General features: G+C 62.2%; 17 protein-coding genes. 6 read left to right on the forward strand and 11 right to left on the reverse strand.

The window, feature by feature from the left end:
* The first annotated feature begins 9 nt into the window (after positions 1–9).
* Positions 10–2,520 carry a phosphoenolpyruvate--protein phosphotransferase gene (gene ptsP, locus KSS96_RS23370; protein WP_217855348.1) on the forward strand — a complete coding sequence of 837 codons (2,511 nt, stop codon included), beginning with the start codon at positions 10–12 and terminating at the stop codon, positions 2,518–2,520.
* Between the two features lie 26 nt (positions 2,521–2,546).
* A complete protein-coding gene (nagE, locus tag KSS96_RS23375; protein ID WP_217855349.1) occupies positions 2,547–4,244 on the forward strand; it encodes an N-acetylglucosamine-specific PTS transporter subunit IIBC in 1,698 nt (565 codons plus the stop codon).
* Between the two features lie 88 nt (positions 4,245–4,332).
* On the opposite strand, the gene KSS96_RS23380 is transcribed toward nagE, so the two are convergent.
* On the reverse strand, positions 4,333–4,644 hold the full coding sequence (locus tag KSS96_RS23380) for a YqfO family protein (protein ID WP_017529991.1): 312 nt from the start codon (positions 4,642–4,644) through the stop codon (positions 4,333–4,335).
* A gap of 4 nt (positions 4,645–4,648) precedes the next feature.
* Complete coding sequence (gene purL, locus KSS96_RS23385; RefSeq protein WP_017529992.1) at positions 4,649–8,545, reverse strand: phosphoribosylformylglycinamidine synthase; 3,897 nt, start codon at positions 8,543–8,545, stop codon at positions 4,649–4,651.
* 286 nt (positions 8,546–8,831) lie between these two features.
* Between purL and mltF the strand changes: the two genes are divergently transcribed.
* Positions 8,832–10,292, forward strand: a complete 1,461-nt coding sequence (gene mltF, locus KSS96_RS23390; protein ID WP_017529993.1) for a membrane-bound lytic murein transglycosylase MltF — start codon at positions 8,832–8,834, stop codon at positions 10,290–10,292.
* 48 nt (positions 10,293–10,340) lie between these two features.
* On the opposite strand, the gene KSS96_RS23395 is transcribed toward mltF, so the two are convergent.
* The 5 genes from KSS96_RS23395 to treP all read right to left on the reverse strand — a co-directional run bounded on the left by KSS96_RS23395 (position 10,341) and on the right by treP (position 17,748).
* Positions 10,341–10,628: a PTS sugar transporter subunit IIB gene (locus KSS96_RS23395; RefSeq protein WP_065876676.1), complete on the reverse strand. Its 288-nt coding sequence runs from the start codon at positions 10,626–10,628 to the stop codon at positions 10,341–10,343.
* Positions 10,629–10,630: 2 nt separating this feature from the next.
* The gene (ptsP, locus tag KSS96_RS23400; protein WP_217855350.1) at positions 10,631–13,147 is read right to left on the reverse strand and encodes a phosphoenolpyruvate--protein phosphotransferase; all 2,517 of its coding nucleotides are present in this window, start codon (positions 13,145–13,147) and stop codon (positions 10,631–10,633) included.
* A gap of 98 nt (positions 13,148–13,245) precedes the next feature.
* On the reverse strand, positions 13,246–14,466 hold the full coding sequence (locus KSS96_RS23405) for a maltoporin (RefSeq protein WP_017529996.1): 1,221 nt from the start codon (positions 14,464–14,466) through the stop codon (positions 13,246–13,248).
* Between the two features lie 72 nt (positions 14,467–14,538).
* Complete coding sequence (treC, locus tag KSS96_RS23410; protein WP_065876678.1) at positions 14,539–16,185, reverse strand: alpha,alpha-phosphotrehalase; 1,647 nt, start codon at positions 16,183–16,185, stop codon at positions 14,539–14,541.
* Between the two features lie 120 nt (positions 16,186–16,305).
* Positions 16,306–17,748: a PTS system trehalose-specific EIIBC component gene (gene treP, locus KSS96_RS23415; RefSeq protein ID WP_017529998.1), complete on the reverse strand. Its 1,443-nt coding sequence runs from the start codon at positions 17,746–17,748 to the stop codon at positions 16,306–16,308.
* Positions 17,749–17,982: 234 nt separating this feature from the next.
* Here treP and treR point away from each other — a divergent pair, with 234 nt between their 5' ends.
* Positions 17,983–18,687 carry a trehalose operon repressor gene (treR, locus tag KSS96_RS23420; RefSeq protein WP_017529999.1) on the forward strand — a complete coding sequence of 235 codons (705 nt, stop codon included), beginning with the start codon at positions 17,983–17,985 and terminating at the stop codon, positions 18,685–18,687.
* A gap of 194 nt (positions 18,688–18,881) precedes the next feature.
* Here the strand turns inward: treR and guaA are convergent, their stop codons facing one another.
* The 4 genes from guaA to KSS96_RS23440 form a co-directional block, all read right to left on the reverse strand.
* Entirely contained in the window at positions 18,882–20,459 is a 1,578-nt protein-coding gene (guaA, locus tag KSS96_RS23425) for a glutamine-hydrolyzing GMP synthase (RefSeq protein WP_015885725.1), read from the reverse strand.
* Positions 20,460–20,539: 80 nt separating this feature from the next.
* Entirely contained in the window at positions 20,540–22,009 is a 1,470-nt protein-coding gene (gene guaB, locus KSS96_RS23430; RefSeq protein WP_017530001.1) for an IMP dehydrogenase, read from the reverse strand.
* Positions 22,010–22,113: 104 nt separating this feature from the next.
* A complete protein-coding gene (locus KSS96_RS23435) occupies positions 22,114–22,662 on the reverse strand; it encodes a hypothetical protein (protein WP_017530002.1) in 549 nt (182 codons plus the stop codon).
* Positions 22,663–22,728: 66 nt separating this feature from the next.
* Positions 22,729–23,496 (reverse strand): sulfite exporter TauE/SafE family protein, encoded by a 768-nt coding sequence (locus KSS96_RS23440; protein ID WP_017530003.1) that lies wholly within the window; start codon positions 23,494–23,496, stop codon positions 22,729–22,731.
* A 99-nt stretch (positions 23,497–23,595) separates the two neighbouring features.
* Between KSS96_RS23440 and KSS96_RS23445 the strand changes: the two genes are divergently transcribed.
* Both KSS96_RS23445 and xseA read left to right on the forward strand, forming a co-directional pair.
* Complete coding sequence (locus KSS96_RS23445) at positions 23,596–24,486, forward strand: LysR family transcriptional regulator (RefSeq protein ID WP_065876682.1); 891 nt, start codon at positions 23,596–23,598, stop codon at positions 24,484–24,486.
* 10 nt (positions 24,487–24,496) lie between these two features.
* Entirely contained in the window at positions 24,497–25,876 is a 1,380-nt protein-coding gene (gene xseA, locus KSS96_RS23450) for an exodeoxyribonuclease VII large subunit (RefSeq protein WP_017530005.1), read from the forward strand.
* The last annotated feature ends 2 nt before the right edge of the window (positions 25,877–25,878 follow it).

Raw genomic sequence — 25,878 nt, forward strand, 5'->3', positions numbered from 1 at the left:
ACCGTGCCCATGTCCAACAACAATAAAGAACTCACACTCAGCGCCCCGTTGAGCGGCCCCGTGCTGACCCTGGGCCACGTTCCCGACGAAGTGTTCGCAAGCCACGCCATGGGCGACGGCATTGCCATCGACCCCCTCAATGACAGCCTGCATGCGCCGTGTAACGGGGTGATCCTTCATGTCGCGCGCACCGGCCATGCCCTGACGATCCGCGCCGACAACGGTGCCGAACTACTCATGCACGTGGGGATCGACACTGTGCAATTGAACGGCGAAGGCTTTGCGTTGCTGGTCAAGGAGGGCGCGCGAGTGACAGAGGGCCAGGCGCTGCTGCGCTTTGATCTGGACCGCATTGCGCGCCAGTGCAAAAGCCTGGTCAGCCTGATCATCCTGACCAATGGCGAGGGCTTCGAGTTGCAGCCTCTGGCGCGCCAAACGGTCAAGGTCGGCGAGCCGCTGATGCGTGTACTCGCTCGCTCGACAGCCCTTGATGACACCGCTGTGGATAACTCGAGCGCTGAAGCCGGCGCCAGCGTACGCGTGACCCATCGGGGCGGCTTGCATGCGCGGCCTGCGGCGCTGATCCGCAAGACAGCGCTGGCGTTCAGCAGCCAGGCACGCGTGCATTACGGCGCGAAATCGGCGCCGTGCGACAGCCTGGTTGGCTTGATGGGGCTGGGGATTGGCGAAGGCGATGAAGTACGGGTCACCTGCCGTGGCGAGGATGGCGAAGCGGCGTTGCAGGCGTTGATTGCCGCCCTGTCAGTGCCGGCCAAGGGCGAACATTCCGAGCCTGTCGCGGCGACACCCCGCCGGGCGAGTACCGAAGCCAACGTATTGCAAGGCGTGTGCGCGGCGCCGGGCCTGGCGTGCGGGCCGTTGTTCCGCCTCGCCGGGATTGAATTGCCGGCCGATACCGGCACCCATTCGGCCGATGACCAACAGCAACGCCTGGACACCGCCCTGGAGCAAGTGCGCAGCGACATCCGCACCACCCTGGGCCACGCCCGCCAACGCAAACATGTCGAAGAGCAAGAGATCTTCGCCGCCCATCTGGCCCTGCTGGAAGACCCGGCCCTGCTCGAAACCGCCACCGCCGCCATCCAACACGGCAGCGCCGCCACCCACGCCTGGCGCGATGCGATCCAGGCTCAATGCACGGTGCTGCTCGCCCTGGGGAAGCCCCTGTTTGCCGAACGGGCCAATGACCTGCGTGACCTGCAACAACGCGTACTGCGCGCATTGCTGGGCGAGGCCTGGCACTTCGAGGTGCCGACGGGCTCGATCGTCAGCGCTCACGAGTTGACCCCGTCGGACCTTTTGCAACTGAGCGCGCAGCGTGCGGCGGGCATCTGCATGGCCGAAGGCGGCGCCACTTCACATGTGGCGATCCTGGCGCGCGGCAAAGGCCTGCCCTGTGTGGTCGCGTTGGGCGCTGAAGTGCTCGACGTGCCCCAGGGCCAGCGCGTGGTACTCGACGCCGCCAACGGCCGCCTGGAGCTGGCGCCCAGCGAAGCCCGTCACGCCGAGGTGCACCAGATTCGCGACGCGCAAAAACTGCGCCGCCAACAGCAGCAGGCCCAGGCCCAACTGCCCGCGCGCACCACTGACGGGGTCAGCATTGAAGTGGCCGCCAATGTAGCCTCCAGCAGCGAGGCCCAAGTGGCCTTTGAAAACGGCGCCGATGGCGTTGGCCTGCTGCGCACCGAATTCCTGTTCGTCGACCGCCACACGGCGCCGGATGAACAGGAGCAGCGCCAAGCCTATCAAGCCGTGCTGGATGCCATGGGCGACAAGTCGGTGATCATCCGCACCATTGACGTGGGCGGTGACAAGCAACTCGACTACCTGCCGCTACCCGTCGAGGCGAACCCGGTGCTGGGCCTGCGCGGTATTCGTCTGGCCCAGGTGCGCCCGGAATTGCTCGACCAGCAATTGCGCGCACTGCTGCAAGTGAGCCCGTTGGGGCGCTGCCGCATCCTGTTGCCGATGGTGAGCGAGGTCGACGAACTGCTGCAGATACGCCGGCGTCTGGATGAGTTGTGCGTCGAGCTGGGCCTGACCCAGCGCCCCGAACTCGGCGTGATGATCGAAGTGCCCGCCGCCGCGTTGATGGCCGAGCAACTGGCCGAACATGCGGACTTTCTGTCCATCGGCACCAATGACCTGTCCCAGTACACCCTGGCCATGGACCGTGACCACGCGGGCCTGGCCGCGCGCGTCGACGCCTTGCACCCGGCGCTATTGCGGCTGATCGCCCAGACCTGCACCGGCGCCGCCAAACATGGGCGTTGGGTCGGCGTGTGCGGTGCGTTGGCGTCCGACCCGCTGGCAGCCCCCGTGCTGGTGGGCCTGGGCGTGCGCGAGCTGTCGGTCAGCGCGCCGCAGATCGGTGAAATCAAGGACCGCGTTCGCCACCTGGACGCGGCGCAATGCCGCCGACTGAGCCAAGACCTGCTCGACCTGAACAGCGCCAAGGCCGTTCGCCAAGCCTGTGAACTGCACTGGCCGCTGAGCTGACAACAACAAGAAAAAGGAGACTCGCCATGTATCAACACTTTATTGAAGGGCTGCAACGCCTGGGCCGTGCGCTGATGCTGCCGATCGCGATTTTACCGATCGCCGGCCTCCTGCTGCGCCTGGGCGACACCGACTTGCTTAGCATCGCGGTGATGCACGATGCGGGGCAGGCGATTTTCGCCAACCTCGCCTTGATCTTCGCCATCGGCATCGCCGTGGGCTTTGCCCGCGACAACAACGGCACGGCGGGCCTGGCCGGTGCGATTGGTTATCTGGTGATGATCTCCACGCTCAAGGTCATGGACTCGACCATCAACATGGGCATGCTCGCCGGGATCGCCAGCGGCCTGATGGCCGGCGCGCTGTATAACCGCTTCAAGGACATTAAGCTGCCGGAGTACCTCGCATTCTTTGGTGGGCGGCGGTTTGTGCCGATTGTCACCGGGTTCTCGGCGGTAGGCTTGGGCGTGATCTTTGGTCTTATCTGGCCGCCGATCCAGCACGGCATCAACAGCTTCGGTGTACTGCTGATGGAAAGCGGCAGCCTCGGCGCGTTCGTGTTTGGCGTGTTCAACCGCCTGCTGATCGTCACCGGGCTGCACCATATCCTCAACAATATGGCGTGGTTTGTGTTCGGCACGTTTACCGATCCGGCGACCGGCGCAGTCGTGACAGGCGACCTGACCCGCTACTTTGCCGGCGACCCCAAAGGCGGCCAATTCATGACCGGCATGTTCCCGGTGATGCTGTTCGGGCTACCGGCGGCGTGCCTGGCGATGTACCGCAATGCACTGCCGGAGCGCCGCAAAGTCATGGGCGGGATCTTCCTGTCAATGGCGCTGACCTCGTTCCTCACCGGGGTGACCGAGCCGATTGAGTTCGCCTTCATGTTCCTCGCGCCGTTCCTCTATTTGTTGCATGCGCTGCTCACCGGCCTGTCGATGGCCGTGACGAATATGCTGAATATCCACCTCGGTTTTACCTTCTCCGGTGGGTTTATCGACATGGTGCTGGGCTGGGGCAAATCGACCAATGGCTGGCGGGTGATACCGGTAGGCCTGGCCTACTCGGTCATCTACTACACGGTGTTCAGATACTGCATTCGCCGCTTCAACCTCAAGACACCGGGGCGGGAAGATGTCCAGGTGACGCAGGCGCATGTAATGAATGATAACCAGCGCGCAACGGCGTATATCCGAGCCCTGGGCGGTGCCGATAACTTGCTCAGCGTCGGTGCTTGCACCACGCGCCTGCGCTTGGACATGGTCGATCGCAACAAGGCGGTGGATGCCGAGTTGAAAGCACTGGGTGCGATGGCCGTGGTGCGGCCGGGTAACGGCGGCAGTTTGCAGGTGGTGGTCGGCCCGATGGCCGATAGCATCGCCGACGAAATTCGCCTGGCGATGCCGGGTTTTGTTGCCACGCCTGCGGTCGCGGCGGCCCCTGTGGATAACCCGGCTGCGGTGAATGTGCAGGAAGCCGAGAAATGGCTGAGCGCCCTGGGTGGCCGGGCCAATGTGCGCCAGTTGGAGGCGGTGGCGATGACCCGGCTGCGAGTGGAGTTGGGGGATGATTCGAGGGTGTCCGAAGCCGAGCTGACGGCGCTCGGATGCCAAGGTGTGAGCCGACTGGATAGTGGGGTCTGGCACCTGTTGGTGGGCGATGACGCTTCGGGGTTGGGTGAAGCGTTGGAGCGGTTGGTTACTCGCCCGATCAATGCCTGATCCGCTCTAAGGCCTGAGGCCCTGCTGCCAACAAAAAACCCGCTGACCAAACTGGTCCAGCGGGTTTCTTTTTTATGCAATTAACGAATCAAAAATCCGCCAACTGCCACACCTCATACGCCGGTGTCTCATACGGATGGCTGAGCTTCAACGCAGCCACGACAGCCACGATTAACTCATCCGCCACCACCAACTCAACCTTCCACTCATCAACCACTTCAACCTGGCCCACCTGCCCGATAAACGGCTGACTGCCGTCCAACGCGCGAAACTGGCCCTGGCCCAGCACTTGCCAGGCGCAGCTGTCGTAGTCGCCGATGCGCCCGCCGCCGGCTGCGAAGATGGCGGTTTTCACCGTCTCCACATGGCTGTCGGGCACGAAGAAGGCGAGCTTGTACACCGTCTTAGTTCACCCACACGCGCGCGTTGCGGAACATGCGCATCCAGGCGCCGTCTTCGTTCCACTCTTCGGGGCGCCACGAGTTCTGCACCGCGCGGAATACGCGCTCCGGGTGCGGCATCATGATGGTCACACGGCCGTCGCGGCTGGTGAGGCCGGTGATTCCGCGCGGCGAGCCGTTCGGGTTGGCCGGGTAGGTCTCGGTGACCTTGCCGTGGTTATCCACAAAGCGCAGGGCCACGGTGCCGGACAGGTCGGCTTCGAGCAACGCTTCTTCGCTGCTGAATTCGGCATGGCCTTCGCCGTGGGCGATGGCGATGGGCATGCGCGAACCGGCCATGCCTTGCAGGAAGATCGAGTTGGACTCCTGCACCTGCACCATGGCCACGCGCGCTTCAAACTGCTCGGAACGGTTACGCACAAAGTGCGGCCAGAACTCGCTGCCCGGGATCAGTTCGCTGAGGTTGGACATCATCTGGCAACCGTTGCACACACCCAGGGTGAAGCTGTCGTTACGTTCGAAGAAACCCTGGAACGCATCGCGGGCACGGCTGTTGAACAGCGCCGACTTGGCCCAGCCTTCACCGGCACCCAGCACGTCGCCGTAGGAGAAACCACCGCAGGCCACCAGGCCTTTGAACTCATTGAGGTCAACGCGACCGGCGAGGATGTCGCTCATGTGCACGTCGATTGCGTTGAAGCCGGCACGGTCGAACGCAGCCGCCATTTCCACCTGGCCGTTGACGCCCTGCTCACGCAGTACGGCAACTTGTGGGCGGATGCCTTTCTTGATGTAAGGCGCGGCGATGTCCTGGTTGACGTCGAAGCTGAGCATGGTGCTCAAGCCCGGGTTGTCTTCTTCCAGGATCACGTCGAATTCCTGCTCGGCGCAGTCGGCGTTATCACGCAGGCGCTGGATCTGGTAGCTGGTCTCGGCCCACTGGCGTTGCAGCAAGCGGCGCTGACCGGTAAAGACCGTGTCGCCGTTGAACGAGATATTGATTTCGCCGTTGTTGATCGGCTGGCCGATCACGGCCACGCAGTCGTCCAGGCCAGCGGCACTGAATTGGGCGAGCACGTCCGGGGTAGCGTCCTGGCGCACCTGGATCACCGCACCCAACTCTTCGTTGAACAGGATGCCGTTGATTTCGGCAGCATCCTCGGCAACGCTGTCGAGCACGATGTTCAAGCCGCAGTGACCGGCGAAGGCCATCTCGACCACGCTTGTCAGCAAACCACCGTCGGAACGGTCGTGGTAGGCCAGCAGGTGACCGTCGGCGTTGAGGCCCTGGATCACGGCGAAGAAGGCCTTGAGGTCTTCGGCGTCGTCGACGTCCGGGGCCTGCTTGCCGAGCTTGCCGTGGGTCTGCGCCAGGATCGAAGCGCCCATGCGGTTCTGGCCACGGCCCAGGTCGATCAGGATCAGGTCGGTGGTGCCCTTGTCCATGCGCAGTTGCGGGGTGAGGGTCTGGCGGATATCGGTAACCGGCGCAAAACCGGTAACGATCAGCGACAGCGGCGAGGTCACGCTCTTGTCGGTGCCTTCATCGTTCCAGCGGGTGGCCATGGACATGGAGTCCTTGCCCACCGGAATGGTGATGCCCAGTTCCGGGCACAGCTCCATGCCGACAGCCTTGACGGTGTCGTACAGGCGCGCATCTTCGCCGGGGTGGCCGGCAGCGGACATCCAGTTGGCCGACAATTTGATGTCGGACAGCTTGCCGATGCGGGAAGCGGCGATGTTGGTGAGGGTTTCACCGATGGCCATGCGGCCCGACGCCGGAGCGTCCAGCAGGGCCAGCGGCGTGCGCTCGCCCATGGCCATGGCTTCACCGGTGTACACGTCGAAGCTGGTGGCCGTGACGGCAACGTCAGCCACCGGCACTTGCCATGGGCCGACCATTTGGTCACGGGCAACGAGGCCGGTGATGGTGCGGTCGCCGATGGTGATCAGGAAGCTTTTGCTGGCCACGGCCGGGTGGTGCAGCACGCGCTCGATACTGTTGGCCAGGTCGAGGTGGCTTGGGTCGAAATCATCGCCCAGCTCGGTTTCGCGTACGGCCGAACGGTGCATGCGCGGGGCTTTGCCCAGCAGCACTTCGAGTGGCATGTCCACCGGGCTGTTGCCGAAGTGGCTGTCGGTAACAGTAAGCTGCGGTTCGGCAGTGGCTTCGCCGACCACGGCGAACGGGCAACGCTCGCGTTCGCAGATGGCCTGGAAGCGCGCGAAATCGTCAGGGCCGACGGCCAGTACGTAGCGTTCCTGGGATTCGTTGCTCCAGATTTCGTGCGGGGCCATGCCCGGCTCGTCGTTTGGAATATTGCGCAGTTCGAAACGGCCACCCCGCTCGCCATCGTTGACCAGTTCCGGGAAGGCGTTGGACAAACCACCGGCGCCGACGTCATGGATGAAGCTGATCGGGTTCTTGTCACCCAACTGCCAGCAACGGTCGATGACTTCCTGGCAGCGACGTTCCATCTCAGGGTTTTCGCGCTGTACGGAGGCGAAGTCCAGGTCGGCCGAGCTGGTGCCGGTGGCCATGGAGGAAGCCGCGCCGCCGCCCAGGCCGATGAGCATGGCCGGGCCGCCGAGCACGATCAGCTTGGAGCCGACCAGGATCTCGCCTTTCTTGACGTGCTCTTCACGGATGTTGCCCATGCCGCCGGCCAACATGATCGGCTTGTGGTAACCGCGCACTTCATCGCCACGCGGGGTGGTGATGGACTGCTCGAACGTACGGAAGTAACCGGTAAGTGCCGGGCGCCCGAACTCGTTGTTGAACGCGGCGCCGCCGAGCGGGCCTTCGATCATGATGTCCAGCGCGGTGACGATGCGCTCAGGCTTGCCGTACGGCACTTCCCATGGCTGTTCGAAGCCTGGGATTTGCAAGTTGGACACGGTGAAACCGGTGAGGCCCGCCTTTGGCTTGGCGCCACGCCCGGTAGCGCCTTCGTCGCGAATCTCGCCGCCGGAACCGGTGGCTGCGCCCGGGAACGGGGCAATCGCGGTCGGGTGGTTGTGGGTTTCAACCTTCATCAGAATGTGCACCGGCTCCTGCACCGCGCCGTACTGGCGGGTTTGCGGGTCCGGGAAGAAACGGCCGGCGACGCTGCCGACGATGACCGAGGCGTTGTCCTTATAAGCCGACAGAACGCCTTCGCTGTGCATCACGTAGGTGTTCTTGATCATGCCGAACAGGCTTTTTTCCTGGCTTTGGCCGTCGATATCCCAACTGGCGTTGAAGATCTTGTGCCGGCAGTGCTCGGAGTTGGCCTGGGCGAACATCATCAGTTCGATGTCGTGCGGGTTGCGCTTCAAGCCGTTGAAGGCGTTGACCAGGTAGTCGATCTCGTCTTCGGCCAGGGCCAGGCCCAGTTCGGTGTTGGCCTTTTCGAGAGCGGCGCGGCCGCCGCCGAGTACGTCAATCGCGGTGAGCGGCTTGGGTTCGGCGTGGCTGAACAGGCCGGCGGCCTGTTCCAGCTGGCTGACGATGATCTGGGTCATGCGGTCGTGCAGGCTGCTGGCGATCAGCTCGGCCTCGGCATCGCTGAACTGGCCAGCCACGTAGAAGGCGATCCCACGTTCCAGGCGCTGGATCTTGTCCAGGCCGCAGTTGCGGGCGATGTCGCTGGCCTTGCTCGACCAGGGCGAGATGGTGCCGAACCGTGGCAGAACCAGGAACAAGCGGCCGGTCGGCTCTTGAACGGGAACGCTTGGGCCGTACTTCAGAAGGCGTGCCAGCACTTGCTGTTCGTCGGCGGTCAATACGCCGGTAACGTCGGCGAAGTGAGCAAATTCAGCATACAGGCCTGTAACCGCTGGAACCTTCTGGCTCAGTTGTTCAAGGAGTTTGCTGTGGCGAAAGGCAGAAAGGGCAGGAGCGCCGCGCAGGATCAACATCTTCGGGACAGCCTCGGGAAGGGGTGTGCTTTGAGGCCGTGCATTCTAGCGTAAACCTGCGCCAACGGCACTCGAAACGGCATGGCTGGCCGCTGCCGAACGTCAGTTGGCACGGATTGCCCCGTATCGGGGCGCGATACCAGGCATTCCGAGCAGTTATTTTAACCGTCACAATTGGGCGCCAAGCCACGTTTCTGCGGGCTGCAGCACAGTTTTCCCCGTGCTAGCAGACAAGACCCTCGCTGTCGAGATATGGCGCCGTGGGCCGTTTGCGTATACTGCGCAGATGTTCTCACCAACTGCTTTGCGCCCGCGATGCGCCAAATGGCTCTTCGCCACCGGACTCTTTTTGCTGCTCAGCGCCTGTGTTGATAAACCCAGCACGCTCGAGCGAATCAAGGAGGATGGCGTATTGCGGGTGATAACCCGAAACAGCCCGGCCACGTATTTCCAGGACCGTAACGGCGAAACCGGCTTCGAATACGAACTGGTCAAACGCTTTGCCGACGACCTGGGCGTGAAACTGGAGATAGAGACCGCCGACAACCTCGACGACCTGTTCGGCCAGTTGAGCAAACCCAACGGCCCGGTGCTCGCCGCCGCCGGCCTGGTGAGCAGCGAGCAGCGCCAGCAGCAGGTGCGGTTCTCCCACCCTTACCTTGAAGTCACCCCGCAGATTATCTACCGCAACGGCCAGTCGCGCCCGACCAACGCGGCGGACCTGGCGGGCAAGAAGATCATGGTGCTCAAGGGCAGCACCCACGCCGAACAATTGGCTGAGCTTAAAAAGCAGAATCCTGCAATCGAATACGAAGAGTCCGACGCCGTTGAAGTCGTCGACTTGCTGCGCATGGTGGACGAGGGGCAAATCGACCTGACCCTGGTGGACTCCAACGAAGTGGCGATGAACCAGGTGTACTTCCCCAACGTGCGCGTGGCGTTCGACCTCGGCAACGCCAGCAACCAGAGCTGGGCCGTAGCCCCCGGCGAAGACAACAGCCTGCTCAACGAGATCAACAGCTACCTGGACAAGGTTGAAAAAAACGGCACCCTGCAGCGTCTCAAGGATCGCTACTACGGACATGTCGATGTACTCGGTTATGTCGGCGCCTACACCTTCGCCCAGCATCTGCAGCAACGCCTGCCCAAGTACGAGAAACACTTTCGCGCCTACGCCAAGGAAGAAAAGGTCGATTGGCGCTTACTGGCCGCCATCGGTTATCAGGAATCGCTGTGGCAACCGGCGGTCACCTCCAAGACCGGCGTGCGCGGCCTGATGATGCTGACCCAGAACACCGCCCAGGCGATGGGCGTATCCAACCGCCTGGACGCCAGGCAGAGCATCATGGGCGGCGCCAAGTACCTGGCCAAGATCAAGGATGAGTTGGACGACAGCATCGCCGAGCCGGACCGTACCTGGTTTGCCCTCGCCGCCTACAACGTAGGCACCGGCCACTTGGACGACGCGCGTCTGCTGGCGAAAAAAGAAGGCCTGAACCCGAACAAGTGGCTGGACGTAAAGAAGATGCTGCCGCGCCTGTCGCAGAAGCAGTGGTACAGCAAAACCCGCTATGGCTACGCCCGGGGCGGCGAGCCGGTGCACTTCGTGGCGAACATCCGGCGCTACTACGACATCCTCACCTGGGTAACCCAGCCGCAGCTCGAAGGCAACCAGGTGGTCGAAGGCAACTTGCATGTTCCGGGCGTAGACAAGACCAAGCCGCCGGAAGATAACCCGCAACTGTAAGAACGCTCACTGGAGGAAGGGCTCCTCCCCCCTCCCACGTCCTGATCGCTATTCGGCCTGGAGGCCGGTCAGCAGATGGACCACCCCGCCCGCTAGCACCATCACCCCCGCTACCCCCGCCGCTTTTAACGCCACGGCATCAAGCTTGTTCGGGTCCTGCAGGTGCACGCGCACCCGCGTCAGCGCCACACGCTGTTGCGACTTAAGGTTATCCACACCCCCCAGCGCCGCCAGCACCTGCGCCGACACCAGGCCTGGCGCGGGCGCCGCTACCGTCTCCGCAATCAAATCCGGGGTCAGGGCTTTCCAGAACGCCTGCTTCAATTTATCCAACATGCTCAGTTCTCCAGCACAGGTGATGGTTCGACGGTGGCCGCGTGATAGACGCGCAACGCCTCACGCACCTGCGCCGCCTCCGCAAGGCCCAGCACCTGCTGGGCGATGACCTGACAGTCGGCCAGCGCCAACTCCCGCACGGCGGCCTTGATAGTGGGGATCAACGGCACGCTGACCGACAGCTCATCCACCCCCAGCCCAATCAATACCGGCACGGCCAGGGCTTCGGAGGCCAGTGCTCCACAGACGCCGACCCACTTGCCATGGGCGCGGGCCGCCGTGACGGTGGTGGCGATCAGGCGCAGCACGGCCGGGTGAAAGCTGTCGGCCTGGCTGGCCAGGCGTGGGTGGTCACGGTCCATGGCCAGGGTGTATTGCGTCAGGTCATTGGTGCCGATGGAGAAAAAATCCACATGGGGCGCGAAGACATCCGCCATCAGCGCGGCAGACGGTACTTCGATCATGATGCCCAGCTTCGGTAACTCACTGAGCCCCAGCGCCAGCGCTTCCTCTTCAAGGATCTCGCGCGCCAGCTGCAGCTCCGACAGCAGGCTGACCATCGGCAACATGATGTGCAACCGCGCAAAACCGGCGCTGGCCAGGATCGCGCGAAACTGTTCGCGCAGCAGTTCCGGTCGCTCCAGGCACAAGCGAATGCCGCGCAGGCCAAGAAACGGGTTGGTCTCGGCCGCCATGGGCACGTAGGCCAACGGTTTGTCGCCACCGACGTCCAGGGTGCGTACCACCAGGTTACGCCCGGCGCCCAGGGCTTGGGCGATCGCGGTGTAAGTGCCGGCCTGCTCGTCGGGGCTCGGCGCGCGGTTGCGGTCCAGGTAGAGGAATTCCGAACGCAACAGGCCCACGCCCTCACCGCCGAGAGTCAGGGATTGCTGCACTTCCTGCAACGAAGCGACGTTGGCGGTGATTTCCACGTGATGGCCGTCGCGGGTGGTGGCCGGCAATGCCGCCTGCGCCAGATCACGCTGGTGTCGTACAACCTGCTGTTGGCGCGCGGCTTCCAAGTGTTCGATCTCAGCCAGGTCCGGGTCCAGGTGCAGTTCGCCTTTGTCGGCATCGAGCAGCACCTGCTTGCCATTGGCCAGGGCCAAGACGTGAACCGGCACACCACAAATGGCCGGCAAGCCGAGGGCGCGGGCGAGGATCGCCACGTGGCTGGTCGCGCCGCCGCCGACGGTGACAAAGCCCAGCACCTTGCGGGTATCCAGGCTGGCGGTTTGCGAGGGGGTGAGCTGTTCGGCCACCAGGATCGCGCATTCGGGCACATCCCAGGCGCTGTCTTGAATACCGAGGATCAGCTTGAGTACGCGCTGGCCGACATCGGCCAGGTCTGCAGCGCGCTCGGCGATCAGCGTATTGCCCAAGCCCTGGAACAGTTTGACGGTGGCCTGCGTGGCGCTGCGCCAGGCAAATGCGGCACTCTTGCCAGCGGCCAACAGCGCATGGGCTTGCTCCAGCAACGTCGGGTCTTCGAGCAGTTCCTGATGAGCGCGGAAAATCTCTGCCTGGGCACTGCCGGCAGCTTGGTTTTGCAAGGCTTGCAATGCCTCGGTTGCGGCGCGCAGGCCGCGTTCCAGCGCAGCGCGTTCGGCGGCTTCACCGGTGCCCTCTTCGATAATGTTCAGCTCGGGCTCACGCACTTGAACCACTTGGCCAAACGCCGAACCCGGCGAAGCACACACGCCCGTCAGCAAGGTCGACGACAACAGCGGTGCAACCACCGCAGCGGGTGCGACGACGGGCTCGCCGCACCCTTGCAGCAACAACGCGACCAATGCCGTGATTGCCGCGTCGGCATCTTGCCCCGCCGCGCTGACTTGCAACGTATCACCCTGCACGGTTTGCAGCGCCATGATCGCCACCAGCGACTTGGCGTTGGCGCTCTGGGTTTGCTTGTGCAGGTAGATGCTCGCGTTGAAGCCCTTCGCCGCCTGGGCGAACACCGCCGCAGGGCGCGCGTGCAAGCCGTTGGCGTTGGGCAAGGTCAGCGGCTTGGAGAACAGTGCGTCGCCCTCCTCCTCGTCCACCGCGTCAAGGGCTTCAATGGGGGATAACCGCAGCAGCGGCTGGCCGGTCTCCACCACATCGTCGGCCAATAGCGTAAACGGTTCGCCGCTGACCACCAGCATCAACGTCAGCAGGCTGCGGGCATTTAGCGCCACATAGTCGGCCTCGAATTCGATCAACGCCTGCCCGGCTTCCACGCTCTGGCCCTCTTCGACCAATCGGGTGAAGCCCTTGCCCGCCAGGTTCACCGTGTCCAGGCCGATATGCAGCAGCACCTGCACACCGTTGTCGTCGGTGATACTCACCGCATGCCCCGTGTCCTGGATGTTGCTGATCACGCCAGCCAACGGCGCACAGAGTGTCTGCGAGGTGGGGTCGATGCACAGGCCGTCGCCGATCATGCGGCTGGCGAATACCGGGTCGGGCACCTGACCCAGCTCCAGCAGCACACCCGACAAGGGCGCCAGCAATTCCAAGGGTTTAGATGGGGTCATGGAGGTCACCTGCTGTTTTGTTCCGTAAAAATCATTGGGCGGATTCACATCCCGTGAATACAGGGAGCGGCTGTGGGAGGGGCTTACCCCGCCCGCCTTTATTTCCACCAGTATTCGACTTGCACACCGAAGTTCGAGCCATGCCGCGCGGTGCCGTAGGAACCGGTGTCGGACAACGCCGAACCCGCCGCCAGTTCATTCGCCGCTCGTTTGGCCGCTTCGTTCCAGGTCGCATAGGTGTAGTACACGCGCACCTCCGGCCGGGCCCAGAAATCCGGGCCTTTGGGCGACCAGGTGGGGGCGAAGGTAAATTTGCTCAGCTTGCGTGTACCGCCGCTGGCGTCGACTTGATCATGGCCCAACTCGGCAACCAGTTTGAATTGTTCACTGACCGCATACGCCGGGCGCACGCCGAGCGACATCCAGGTCTGGTCCTGGCTGCCGGGACGAATGTCCTTCTGGTATACGGCCTCGATCTGGCCACCGAAACGTGGGGTTACCTGCCAGTCAAAAAACTCCACGGCGCGGTAGCTTTTGCTGCTCTTGTCCAAGAAGGTATTGCCGGTGTACCCAAGGCCGGTACCGGGGCCTTCGCCGTACTGCAGGGCGAACTTGTTCTTGCCGCCCAGAAACGGCTTTTGCACATGCTGCGCGGTCAGGGCCCAGCCGCTGTGGGTGTCGCGCCCACCGGCCCTTTCGATGTAGCTGGCGCCCAGCTCCAACTCGCCGCCGGGGTTGGTCTTGAAACCCGCGACGTTGAAGTCATGACGGGTGGCGTATTCCTTCTGGTACAGGTTGTCCTTGCGCGAAATCGCGTAGCTGTATTTGAGATCGCCGATCAGCACGTCCTCGATACCGCCGCCCGTGGCGCTCTGGTTCCAGTAGTAGAAATCGGAGATATGGATGTCATTACGCTTGTAGTAACGCCGACCGGCCCACAGCGAACCGCCGTTGAGGGCGGGCAGGTTCGACCATTGCGCGTACATCTGCGGCATGCGCGCCGAGCCGTTGTCCTCGCCCTGGAACTTCAGCTCCCGGTCGTACTTGTTGTAGAGCGAGGCCATGGCGTCGACGCTGAGCACCGAGCCGTCGTCGAGCGTGAGCAGGTCCTGGCGCAACTCCAGTTCGCCGTATTGCTCGCATTCGTTGCCCAGACGGTATTTGGATTGCGCCCCCGGCAGTTGGAAACACTGCTGCGGGCCGCTGCCTGTCGAAGTGCCTGCACCGCTACGCAAGTAACCGGCAAATTCCAGGGCCTGAGCGCCGAACGGCAGGCTCAGGCAGGATGCAACGAGGCCCAGCTTTATTGTTGTTTTCATGAAGCACTCCGATATTTTTATTATGTTTTGGGTCAAGCGCCCCGCACTCCCATACGGGGTTTACAACGGGTGTCAGTGCTTGAGGTGAAGCACAAAGGACTCATACGGACGCAACACCACAGTGCGCGTGCGCAACGGGCAATCGGGGTAGTTGCTGATCAACAGGCGCTGCTCGCTCGCCGCGCCGATCACACCATCGGGCAGTTGGATTTCGCAGGGCCGGCCATAAAAGTTGTTCAGCACCAGCAGGCGCTCGGCGGCGCCTTCGCGCAGGTACGCCCAGACCTGGGGGTGGTCTTGCAGCAGTTCGCGGTAAATGCCTGCCTGGATCAGCGGTTCGTGGCGCCGCAGGGCGATCAGCGCACGGTAGTGATGCAGCACCGAGTCCGGATCATCCCGCTGGCTGTCGACGTTGATCCGCGCCGCGTTGGCCGGAATGCCGATCCACGGTTCACCGCTGCTGAAACCGGCATTGGGCTGCGCACTCCACTGCATCGGCGTGCGCCCGTTGTCGCGGGACTTCTGCATGATCGCCGCCATGCTCGACGCCTCGGACTCACCGGCATCACGCTTGAGACGAAAGATGTTCAGAGTTTCCACATCGCGGTATTGCTCGATGCTGTTAAACCCCGGATTGGTCATGCCCAGCTCTTCGCCCTGGTACACAAACGGTGTGCCCTGGAGGAAGTGCAGCGCCGTGGCGAGCATCTTGGCCGAGACCACGCGGTATTCGCCGTCATCGCCAAAGCGCGAGACCACTCGCGGCTGGTCGTGGTTACACCAGAACAACGCGTTCCAACCGCCGCCGGCCTGCATGCCCTGTTGCCAGTCCGAGAAAATCCGTTTGAGTTGGAGGAAGTCGAAGTCGGCCTTCACCCACTTTTGCAGGTTGGGGTAATCCACTTTCAGGTGATGAAAGTTGAAGGTCATCGACAGCTCTTTCGACGCTGGGTTCGAATAGCGAATGCAGTGTTCCAGGCTGGTAGAGGACATCTCGCCGACGTTGATCAACTCATGACCTTCGAAGACTTCGCGGTGCATCTCTTGCAGGTATTCATGCACGTTGGGGCCATCGGTGTAGAAGCGGCGGCCGTCGCTGCTGTCTTCTGGAAAGTCGGCAGGCTTGGAGATCAGGTTGATCACGTCCAGGCGGAAACCGCCCACGCCTTTATCGCGCCAGAAACGCATCAGCTTGAACACCTCGGCGCGCACCTTCGGGTTGTCCCAGTTGAGGTCTGCCTGGGTGTGATCGAACAGGTGCAGAAAGTACTGCCCGGTTTGCGCCTCGTACTCCCAGGCCGAGCCGCCGAACTTGGATTCCCAGTTGTTCGGTTGGTCGCGCCAGATGTAAAAGTCGCGGTACGGGTTGTCGAGGCTGCTGCGCGCTTGCTGGAACCACACATGTTCGACGGAGGTGTGGTTGACCACGATATCGAGCATCAGCTTGATGCCGCGCTTGGCCGCTTCGCGGATCAGCAACTCGCAGTCGGCCATGGTCCCGTAGCTGGGGTCGATGGCGTAGTAGTCACTGATGTCGTAGCCATTGTCGCGCTGCGGCGAGCGCAGGAACGGGGTGATCCACAGGCAATCCACGCCCAGCCATTGGAGGTAGTCGAGTTTGTCCACGATGCCCAGCAGGTCACCGGTGGCGTTACCCGCGTGGCTGTGGAAGCTTTTGGGGTAGATCTGGTAGATCACCGAGTGTTGCCAGTTTTGCATGGTGGGTTCCTTGAGTGGGTGGTGTGTTGGCTTTGAGGGCCTCATCGGGGGCAAGCCCCCTCCCACCGTTTTGAAATGCATTCCAACCTGTGAGAGGGGGCTCGCCCCAATGGCGGTAGATCAGGCAACCCGATACCCAGGCCGCACGATCTTCATGCTCAACATGCACGTCAGCGCAAACGGCACGACCATCGCCACCACCATGCCGATCACGAACATCGGGATGGCACCCGGCACGATCGAGATAAACCCTGGCAAGCCACCCACGCCGATGGCCGAGGCCTGCACCTTGTTCAGCGACAGGAAAATGCTGCCCAGTGCCGAGCCCACCAGGGCCGCATAAAACGGGAACTTGAAGCGCAGGTTTACCCCGAACATCGCCGGCTCAGTGATGCCGAAATAAGCGGAGATTGCTGACGTGGAGGCCATGCTTTTGTCCCGCGCGTTGCGGGTCATGTAGAACACCGCAAGCGCGGCGCTGCCTTGGGCCAGGTTGGACATCACGATCATCGGCCAGATAAAAGTGCCGCCCTGGGTGGAGATCAATTGCAGGTCCACGGCCAGGAACATGTGGTGCATGCCGGTGATCACCAGCGGCGCGTACAGCAGGCCGAAAATCGCCCCGCCCACCATCGGCGCCAAATCGAACAAGGTGACCACGCCTTCGGTGATCAGGATGCCGAGATGGCGGGTCACCGGGCCGATGATCGCCAGCGCCAGCACGCCGGTGACGACGATGGTCGTGATCGGCACGACGAGCAGTTGAATGGCATTCGGCACCCGGGCGCGCAGCCATTTCTCGATCACGCTCATCACATAGGCGGCCATCAGGATCGGCAGAATCTGGCCTTGGTAGCCGACTTTTTCGATCTTGAACCAGCCGAAAATATCGAAGTACGGCAGGCTCTGGCCGTCGAGCCCAGCCACTGCCTTGCCGTAGTTCCAGGCGTTGAGCAGGTCGGGGTGTACCAGCATCAGGCCGAGCACGATGCCGAGGATTTCACTGCCGCCAAAGCGCTTGGCCGCCGACCAGCCCACCAGCGCCGGGAGGAACACGAACGAGGTGTTGGCCATCAGGTTGATCAGGCTCCACAGGCCATCCAGGTTCGGGTAGGCCTCAAGCAACGTCTTGCCTTCGATGAACATGCCCTTGGCACCCATCAGGTTGTTGATGCCCATCAGCAGGCCGGCAATGATCAGCGCGGGCAGGATCGGCATGAACACGTCGGAAAACACCCGCACCAGACGCTGCATGGGGTTGGTCTTGTCGCCACCGGCTTTCTTGACGTCGGCAATGGTGGACGCCGCCAGGCCGGTCTGTTCGCGCAGGGCGGCGTAGACCTTTTCCACCTCGCCAGGGCCGATCACCACTTGGAACAGGCCGCCGGTGAAGAACGAACCTTTGACCAGATCAACCTGGTTCAACGCGCTGTTATTGACCAGGCCCGGGTCCTTGAGCGCCAGGCGCAGGCGGGTCACGCAGTGGGCGGCTTGCTCAAGGTTGTCGCGGCCCCCGAGGTTTCCGAGGATCTCGCGGGCAATGTTCGAATAGTCGTGGCTCATGCTTGGTTTCCACTTTGATTTTTTTATTTGAGGGCAGTCATTGGCAGCACGCCGAGAGCAAAAGTACTCGTCTGTACGAGTTAAAGCAACAACTCGTCTGTACGAGTTTGAAATTCTGCGTTTCGCAGGCTGATCGATATGCGTGGGTCTAATGGACAAACGCGAGCGGCACCACTAAGGTTCCTGCCTGAACGCGCAACCACCTTCACCAAAGTCGGGCACAGAGCCATCCCCATGAGCAAATACAACCAGATCTATACGGATCTGCTTGCCAGCATCACCACTGAACGCCTGCAGCGTGGCACGCGCCTTCCCTCCGAAACCGAACTGATGGACACCTACCAGGCGAGCCGAGGCACCGTACGCCGGGCCATCGAGCAGTTGCAGGAGCGTGGTTTTGCGCAAAAGATCCACGGCAAAGGCACCTTCGTGCTGTCCCCCAACCCGATCGAATTTCAACTGGGCGGCATCGTCAGCTTCCACGAAACCCACGCCGACCTGGGCGATGACGTACACACCGAAGTGGTGGAGTTCACCCAACTCCCACTGGAAGGTTCGCTGCTGCAACACATCGAGGCCGAACCCGGCACCCTCATCACGCGCATCAAACGCGTACGACGCATCGGCGGCAAACGGGTGATCCTTGACATCAACCACTTCGTCGCCGACCTGATCCCAGGGCTGGACCAGACGATTGCCGAACAGTCGATCTACGCGTTTATCGAGCAAACCTTGCAACTGCAAATCAGCTACGCCCAACGCACCATCGAAGCCCTGCCCCGCAGCAAGGACGACCAGGCGCACCTGGACCTTGAAGGGCAAAGTCATGTGATCGTGGTGAGTAACCAGACGTTTTTGCAGGATGGACGGCAATTCGAGTACACCGAGTCGCGGCATACGTTGGATAAGTTTTATTTTTCGGATGTGGCGCGACGGTGACAATCTTTGCCATTCCGGCGGCGGGAAACCCTGCTCCGCAAAAGTTTCTCTAATACCTACGCCAGCCTTTACCGCTCAAGGGTTTTTACCCAGAAACAAAAATGCCAGTCAGCGTGACTGACTGGCATTGGATAACCCCCTTACAGCGCTATTGAGAACCTAGCGCTGCACCCGTTGGCAGGGTCGAGACAGAATCATTCCCACTCAATCGTCGCCGGCGGCTTGCTCGACACGTCATACGTCACGCGCGAAATACCTTCGATCTCATTGATGATCCGGCCGCTGACCGTCTCCAGCAGTTCATACGGCAGGTGCGCCCAGCGCGCGGTCATGAAGTCGATGGTTTCCACCGCACGCAGGGCCACGACCCACGCGTAACGACGACCATCGCCTACAACGCCAACGGACTTCACTGGCTGGAACACCACGAACGCCTGGCTGACTTTGTGGTACCAGTCGGCCTTGCGCAGTTCTTCGATGAAGATGTGGTCGGCGCGACGCAGCAGGTCGGCGTATTCCTTCTTCACTTCACCCAGGATGCGCACGCCCAGGCCAGGGCCCGGGAATGGGTGGCGGTAGACCATGTCATACGGCAGGCCCAGTTCCAGGCCAAGGCGGCGGACTTCGTCCTTGAACAGTTCGCGCAACGGTTCTACCAGCTTGAGGTTCATTTCCTCAGGCAGGCCGCCCACGTTGTGGTGGGACTTGATCACGTGGGCCTTGCCGCTCTTGGCGCCGGCCGACTCGATCACGTCAGGGTAGATGGTGCCCTGGGCGAGGTATTTGATGTTGTCCAGTTTGTTGGACTGGGCATCGAATACGTCGATGAAGGTGCGGCCGATGATTTTGCGCTTCTTCTCCGGGTCGGACTCGCCAGCCAGGTTGTTGAGGAACTGGTCCTCGGCGTTGGCGCGAATCACCTTGACGCCCATGTTCTCGGCGAACATGGCCATCACTTGCTCACCTTCGTGCAGGCGCAACAGGCCGTTGTCGACGAATACGCAGGTCAGTTGGTCGCCGATGGCTTTGTGCAGCAGCGCGGCAACCACGGAGGAGTCAACGCCGCCGGACAGGCCGAGCAATACGTTGTCGGTGCCGACCTGGGCGCGTACTTGGGCGATGGCGTCTTCAGCGATCTTCGACGGGGTCCACAGGGCTTCACACTCGCAAATGTCGAGAATGAAACGCGACAGGATGCGGCCGCCTTGCTTGGTATGGGTCACTTCCGGGTGGAACTGCACGCCGTAGTAACGACGCTCGTCGCTGAACATGCCGGCGATCGGGCAGCTCGGGGTGCTGGCCAGGATGTGGAAGTCTTCCGGCATTTTGGTGACCTTGTCACCGTGGCTCATCCACACGTCGAGGCCGAACAGGCCGTCGGCGTCGATGTGGTCTTCGATGCCGTCCAGCAGGCGGCTCTTGCCGACCACGTCGACACGGGCATAACCGAATTCACGCAGTTCGGAGCCTTCGACCTTGCCGCCCAGTTGCTCGGCCATGGTCTGCATGCCGTAGCAGATGCCGAACACCGGTACGCCCAGGTCGAATACGGCTTGCGGGCAACGCGGGCTGTTGGCTTCGTGCACGGACTCGGGGCCACCGGCGAGGATGACGCCTTTAGGTGCGAATTCGCGGATCGCTTCGTCATCCATGTCGAACGGATGCAGTTCGCAGTACACACCGATTTCACGCACGCGGCGAGCGATCAGCTGGGTGTACTGGGAACCGAAGTCGAGGATCAGGATGCGGTGGGCGTGAATGTCGAGGGCCATGAAGTCAGTCTCGTCTAATGAATCAGAAACAACTCGGGGCTGAAGAACAGCCCCGGTTACTTAACATTTTGCTGGAAGCCTCAACCTACGCGGTAGTTTGGCGCTTCCTTGGTGATCTGCACGTCGTGGACATGGGATTCAGCCATGCCGGCGCCGGTGATCCGTACGAACTCTGGCTTGGTGCGCATTTCTTCGATGTTGGCGCTGCCGGTGTAACCCATCGAAGAACGCAGGCCGCCCATCAGTTGATGGATGATGGCGCTCAGGGTGCCCTTGTACGGCACACGGCCCTCGATGCCTTCCGGTACGAGCTTCTCGGCGCCTGCCGAGGAGTCCTGGAAGTAACGGTCGGACGAGCCCTGGGCCTGGGACATGGCGCCCAGCGAACCCATGCCACGGTAAGCCTTGTACGAACGGCCCTGGAACAGTTCGATCTCGCCCGGCGCCTCTTCGGTACCGGCGAACATCGAGCCCATCATCACGCAGGAAGCACCGGCCACGATGGCCTTGGACAGGTCACCGGAGAAACGGATGCCGCCGTCGGCGATCAATGGCACGCCAGTGCCCTCAAGGGCTGCGGCGACGTTGGCGATGGCGCTGATTTGCGGCACGCCTACACCGGCGACGATACGCGTGGTGCAGATCGAGCCTGGGCCGATACCGACCTTGACTGCATCGGCGCCGGCTTCGGCCAGGGCCTTGGCGGCAGCGCCGGTGGCGATGTTACCGCCGATCACCTGCACCTCTGGGAAGTTCTGCTTGACCCAGCGCACGCGGTCGATCACGCCTTTGGAATGGCCGTGGGCAGTGTCGACCACTACCACGTCCACACCGGCGGCAACCAGCGCGGCAACGCGGTCACCGGTGTCTTTACCGGTACCGACGGCAGCACCCACGCGCAGGCGACCTTGGTCATCCTTGCTGGCCAGCGGGTAAGCCTTGGCTTTTTCGATGTCGTTGACAGTCATCATGCCTTTGAGGGCGAATTTGTCGTCGACGATCAGCACGCGCTCGATGCGGTGCTTGTGCAGCAGTTCACGCACATCGTTCTTGTCGGCGCCTTCCTTGACAGTGACCAGACGCTCTTTGGGCGTCATCACTTCGCGGACGGTGACTTCAAGACGGTTTTCGAAACGCACGTCACGGGAAGTGACGATGCCGACCAGGTCGCCATCGTGCAGCACGGGAACACCGGAGATGTTGTGCAGGCGGGTCAGGTCGAACAGGTCACGCACAGTGGCGTCGGCCTCGATGGTGATCGGATCTTTCACCACACCGGCTTCGTAACGCTTGACCTTGCGCACTTCGGCAGCTTGCTGCTCGATGGTCATGTTCTTGTGGATGATCCCGATACCGCCTTCCTGCGCCATGGCAATGGCCAGGCGGGCTTCGGTAACGGTGTCCATCGCAGCGGAAACCAGGGGAATATTCAGCTCGATGCCACGGGTTAGGCGGGTCTTGAGACTGACTTCGTTAGGAAGCACCTCGGAATAACCGGGCACTAGGAGAATGTCGTCGAATGTCAGAGCTTCTTGGCTGATACGCAGCATCGCGGGGGCTCCCGAGCGGGAAAATGGAAGCGCGCCATTATATACATGCACCCTGTCGGGCTCAATGTAAAACTCTGACAAACTTGGTAATACTGATAGATGGATTAAAGCTCGACTTTGACCCAGCTGATCTTCTGGTCCAGCCAATCGGCAAATTCGTCGATAAAGCTCTGCTTGAAACCGGCCTCCGCCCAGTTGTTGAAGATAAATCCCAGGTTGGAAAACCCGCACTCCTGCAGGAACAGGAAGCCGTTGATGTCATCTTCATGCCCACACAGCGGGCAGGTGAAGTTATCGGTGTGGCCGGGCATCCAGTCTTCCAGGCTTTCGAACAGCGCTTCACCCACTTCCTTGCGGCACTCCGGGCAGCCGGCCTCTTCGAGAAAGCCCTTGGCCGGCGTATAGATGCAACGCTTATAGATGATCTCCAGGCCGTTGACCGGTTCATTGAACGGCAGCGCCTCGGGGTACAGCACCACGGCGCGGGCACCGTCAGCCAAGGCGTAGGCCATGCGGTTGCCGGTGCGCCCGCAGGTGGTCAGTTCTTCCTTGATGATGTTCTTGCGCACCAGCCAGCGCACGATCGCCCGGGCGCGGGGTTCATGGACGGGCAAGGTGGAGATTTTCGGAACAAGGATACTTTGGGAGTTCATGGGAGTCCTGCGGTGTGGCTGCTGACGCCATCGGGGGTAGGCAGCTTAATCCCTGCCCCACACAGGTCAAGTACTCAAATACCGCCCGATCAACGCAATGCCGCTGGCCAGCACCAGCCATGTCACCAACCGTACAAACGCTTCACGGGACATGCGCATCGTCAACCTGCGCCCGCACCACAACCCCACGGCCATCGCCGGCAGCAGGCACAGCGCCAACATCAATAGCGGCAAATCAGCGTACACCCCGGCAATCAGGAACAAGCTCAGGCGCACCACTGTGCTGCAACTGATCAGCGCGCTTTGCGTCGCCCGCGCCGCATCCTTGGGCAGGCGGCTGTTCAGGTAGATCGCATATAAAAAGCCACCACTGCCGAACAGCGCACCAAACAACCCGCCGACAGTGCCCATGGGGATCGACCAAGCCGCCGCCAATTGCGTCGGCCGCGCTTTCACCGCCAGGGTGTAAAGGGCATAGGCGGTGATAAACAGCCCCATCAACAGCAGCAACAGGTCTGAATGCAGGTTGAGCAAAAACACCACGCCCAATGTGCAACCGATGGCCATGCACGGCAACAGGCGCAGCAGCTCCGCTTTGTTCACATCCCGTCGTGTTTGCAGCAGGCCGCCAAAGGCTGCGACAAAATCGAGCAATACCAGCAACGGGATGATCTTCGACAGCGGCATGAACAGAATCAAGACAGGCCCGGCCACCAGCGCCGTACCGAAGCCGGCGATACCGAACACGATGTACGCCACCACCACACCCAGGCCGATTACCAGCCAATCCGTACCACCAAACGACCACTGACTCATCAGTTCAACCGGGCTCATGGGTCATTCCTTGAAAGAGACGGCCTTTACTTTAGCCATCAACGAGCGATGCGACTAATATCTTTAAAGCCATCTACCCATCTCGAAAAGGCATGACGCGTGATCTCCACCCGCCAACTGCGCTACTTCGTCGAAATCGCCGACAGTGGCAGCTTCAGCACGGCCGCCGAACGCCTGTTCGTGGCGCAATCGGCCCTGAGCCGGCAAATCAAGGCCCTCGAAACCCAGCTGCAAACACCGCTGTTCGAGCGCACCGCGCGCCAACCGCGCCTGACCGCCGCCGGCGAAGCCTTTTACCCACGGGCGCGCAACCTGCTGAGTGAGTTGCTCAAGGCCAGCGAACTGGCTACCCAAGTCGGCAATGGCCAGCTCGGCACCCTGCGCCTCAGCCATTCGAGCACCGTGCCGATGAGTGGTCGTTTGTTGCAGGGCATCAGTACCTGGCTGGCACGCTGCCCCGAGGTGTCGATGAATATCGTCAAATTGTCCTCCGAAGCCCAGTTGGAAGAGATCGCCGAGGGCCGCCTGGAAATCGGCCTGCTGCGCTTGCCGGTGTTGCGCCAGCGCGAGGGGGTGAGCGTATTGCCTTTATATAGCGAACAGGTGTTGCTGGCGGTGCCGTCGAATCACCCGTTATCACACACCGACAAGCCCATCGAACTGGGGCAACTCAAGGATGAGGCGTTTATCTCGATCCCTCACCCCCAGCGCGGTGGCCTGAGCTATCTGTCGGCTGAACTGTGCATGCGTGCCGGATTTTTCCCCAAGGCGGCGCGCGTCATGTCGCGCAAGACCACCCAGTTGCAACTGATCCAGGCCGGTTTCGGCATAGCCTTGTTACCAGAATCCATGCAGGACATCGCCCCCGCCAATGTGCGTTTTTTACCCCTGGCCGACCCGGACTGCCTGAGCACCGTGGCGCTGGCCTGCCAGCAGGCACCGGGCCCGCTGGTGGAGCAATTCTGCCAAACCTTGCGCGAATGCCTATAAACTGCCGCCCATGATTAAAGACCCCTTTGCCCGCCTGGGCCTGGACCGCGAAGTCCTGACTGTCAGCCAACTCAACGGCCGTGCGCGGGTGTTGCTGGAAGACGTATTCACCAATATCTGGGTCGAAGGCGAGATCTCCAACCTCGCCCGCCCGGCCTCCGGCCACGTGTACTTCACCCTCAAGGACAGCGGTGCGCAGGTGCGTTGCGCCCTGTTTCGCAATAACGCCGCCCGGGTGCGCCAGGCGCTGAAGGATGGCCTGGCGGTGAAAGTGCGCGGCAAGGTCTCGCTGTTCGAAGGCCGTGGCGATTACCAACTGATCCTCGACACCGTGGAGCCGGCCGGTGACGGCGCACTGCGCCTGGCCTTCGATGCGTTGAAGGAAAAGCTCAGCGCCGAAGGCCTGTTCAGTGCCGAGCGCAAGGTGCCGCTGCCGGCCCACCCTCGGCGCATCGGCATTATCAGCTCGCCTACCGGTGCGGTGATACGCGACATCATCAGTGTGTTCCGCCGCCGCGCGCCGAACATTGAACTGACTCTGATCCCGACGGCCGTGCAAGGCCGCGAAGCAATCGCGCAGATTGTGCGTGCGCTGAAACTCGCCGATGCGCGTGGCTTTGACGCGCTGATCCTGGCGCGTGGCGGCGGCTCGCTGGAAGACCTCTGGTGCTTCAACGAAGAGGCCGTGGCGCGCGCGGTGGATGCTTGCGTCACCCCGATCGTCAGCGCCGTGGGCCATGAAACCGATGTGTCCATCAGCGACTTCGTGGCGGATGTGCGCGCGCCCACCCCGTCTGCCGCCGCTGAACTGCTGGCGCCGGACGCCAGTCACCTCGTGCGCCAGGTGGAAAACCTGCATCGCCGCCTGGTGATGCTGATGCGCAATCGCCTGGCCCACAACCGCTTGCGCCTGGAAGGCATGGCGCGTCGCCTGCGCCACCCCGGCGAGCGCCTGCGCCAGCAGGCTCAGCGCTTGGACGATCTGGACATGCGCCTGCGCCGAGCATTCGAGCGCAGCCTCAATACCCGCCGCGAACGCTTGATCCGCCTGGAAACCCGCCTTGCCGGTCAGCACCCTGGCCGCCAGTTGGCCCTGCTGCGCCAGCGCCTGGACAGCCTTGCCGAACGCCTGCCCCGCGCCATGCGCGAAGGCCTCAAGGCACGGCGCCTGCAACTGCAAAGCCAGGTGCAGACGCTACAGGTGGTCAGCCCGCTGGCAACCCTGGGCCGTGGCTACAGCATCCTGCTGGATGAACGGGGCCAGGCCATCCGCAACGCGGCGCAAACCCACACCGGCCAGCGCCTCACCGCGCGTCTCGGCGAAGGCCAATTGCAAGTGCGGGTGGAAGACAACCACCTCACACCCGTCACCCTTTCGTTATTGGATTGATT

This window comes from Pseudomonas asgharzadehiana (assembly GCF_019139815.1).
GTDB classification, from domain to species: Bacteria; Pseudomonadota; Gammaproteobacteria; order Pseudomonadales; family Pseudomonadaceae; genus Aquipseudomonas; species Aquipseudomonas asgharzadehiana.

Coding starts and splice junctions, on each gene's coding strand:
- ptsP (WP_217855348.1), top strand. CDS start 10: ATGTCCAACAACAATAAAGAACTCACACTCAGCGCCCCGTTGAGCGGC.
- nagE (WP_217855349.1), top strand. CDS start 2,547: ATGTATCAACACTTTATTGAAGGGCTGCAACGCCTGGGCCGTGCGCTG.
- purL (WP_017529992.1), bottom strand. CDS start 8,545: ATGTTGATCCTGCGCGGCGCTCCTGCCCTTTCTGCCTTTCGCCACAGC.
- mltF (WP_017529993.1), top strand. CDS start 8,832: ATGTTCTCACCAACTGCTTTGCGCCCGCGATGCGCCAAATGGCTCTTC.
- KSS96_RS23395 (WP_065876676.1), bottom strand. CDS start 10,628: ATGTTGGATAAATTGAAGCAGGCGTTCTGGAAAGCCCTGACCCCGGAT.
- ptsP (WP_217855350.1), bottom strand. CDS start 13,147: ATGACCCCATCTAAACCCTTGGAATTGCTGGCGCCCTTGTCGGGTGTG.
- KSS96_RS23405 (WP_017529996.1), bottom strand. CDS start 14,466: ATGAAAACAACAATAAAGCTGGGCCTCGTTGCATCCTGCCTGAGCCTG.
- treC (WP_065876678.1), bottom strand. CDS start 16,185: ATGCAAAACTGGCAACACTCGGTGATCTACCAGATCTACCCCAAAAGC.
- treP (WP_017529998.1), bottom strand. CDS start 17,748: ATGAGCCACGACTATTCGAACATTGCCCGCGAGATCCTCGGAAACCTC.
- treR (WP_017529999.1), top strand. CDS start 17,983: ATGAGCAAATACAACCAGATCTATACGGATCTGCTTGCCAGCATCACC.
- guaA (WP_015885725.1), bottom strand. CDS start 20,459: ATGGCCCTCGACATTCACGCCCACCGCATCCTGATCCTCGACTTCGGT.
- guaB (WP_017530001.1), bottom strand. CDS start 22,009: ATGCTGCGTATCAGCCAAGAAGCTCTGACATTCGACGACATTCTCCTA.
- KSS96_RS23435 (WP_017530002.1), bottom strand. CDS start 22,662: ATGAACTCCCAAAGTATCCTTGTTCCGAAAATCTCCACCTTGCCCGTC.
- KSS96_RS23440 (WP_017530003.1), bottom strand. CDS start 23,496: ATGAGCCCGGTTGAACTGATGAGTCAGTGGTCGTTTGGTGGTACGGAT.
- xseA (WP_017530005.1), top strand. CDS start 24,497: ATGATTAAAGACCCCTTTGCCCGCCTGGGCCTGGACCGCGAAGTCCTG.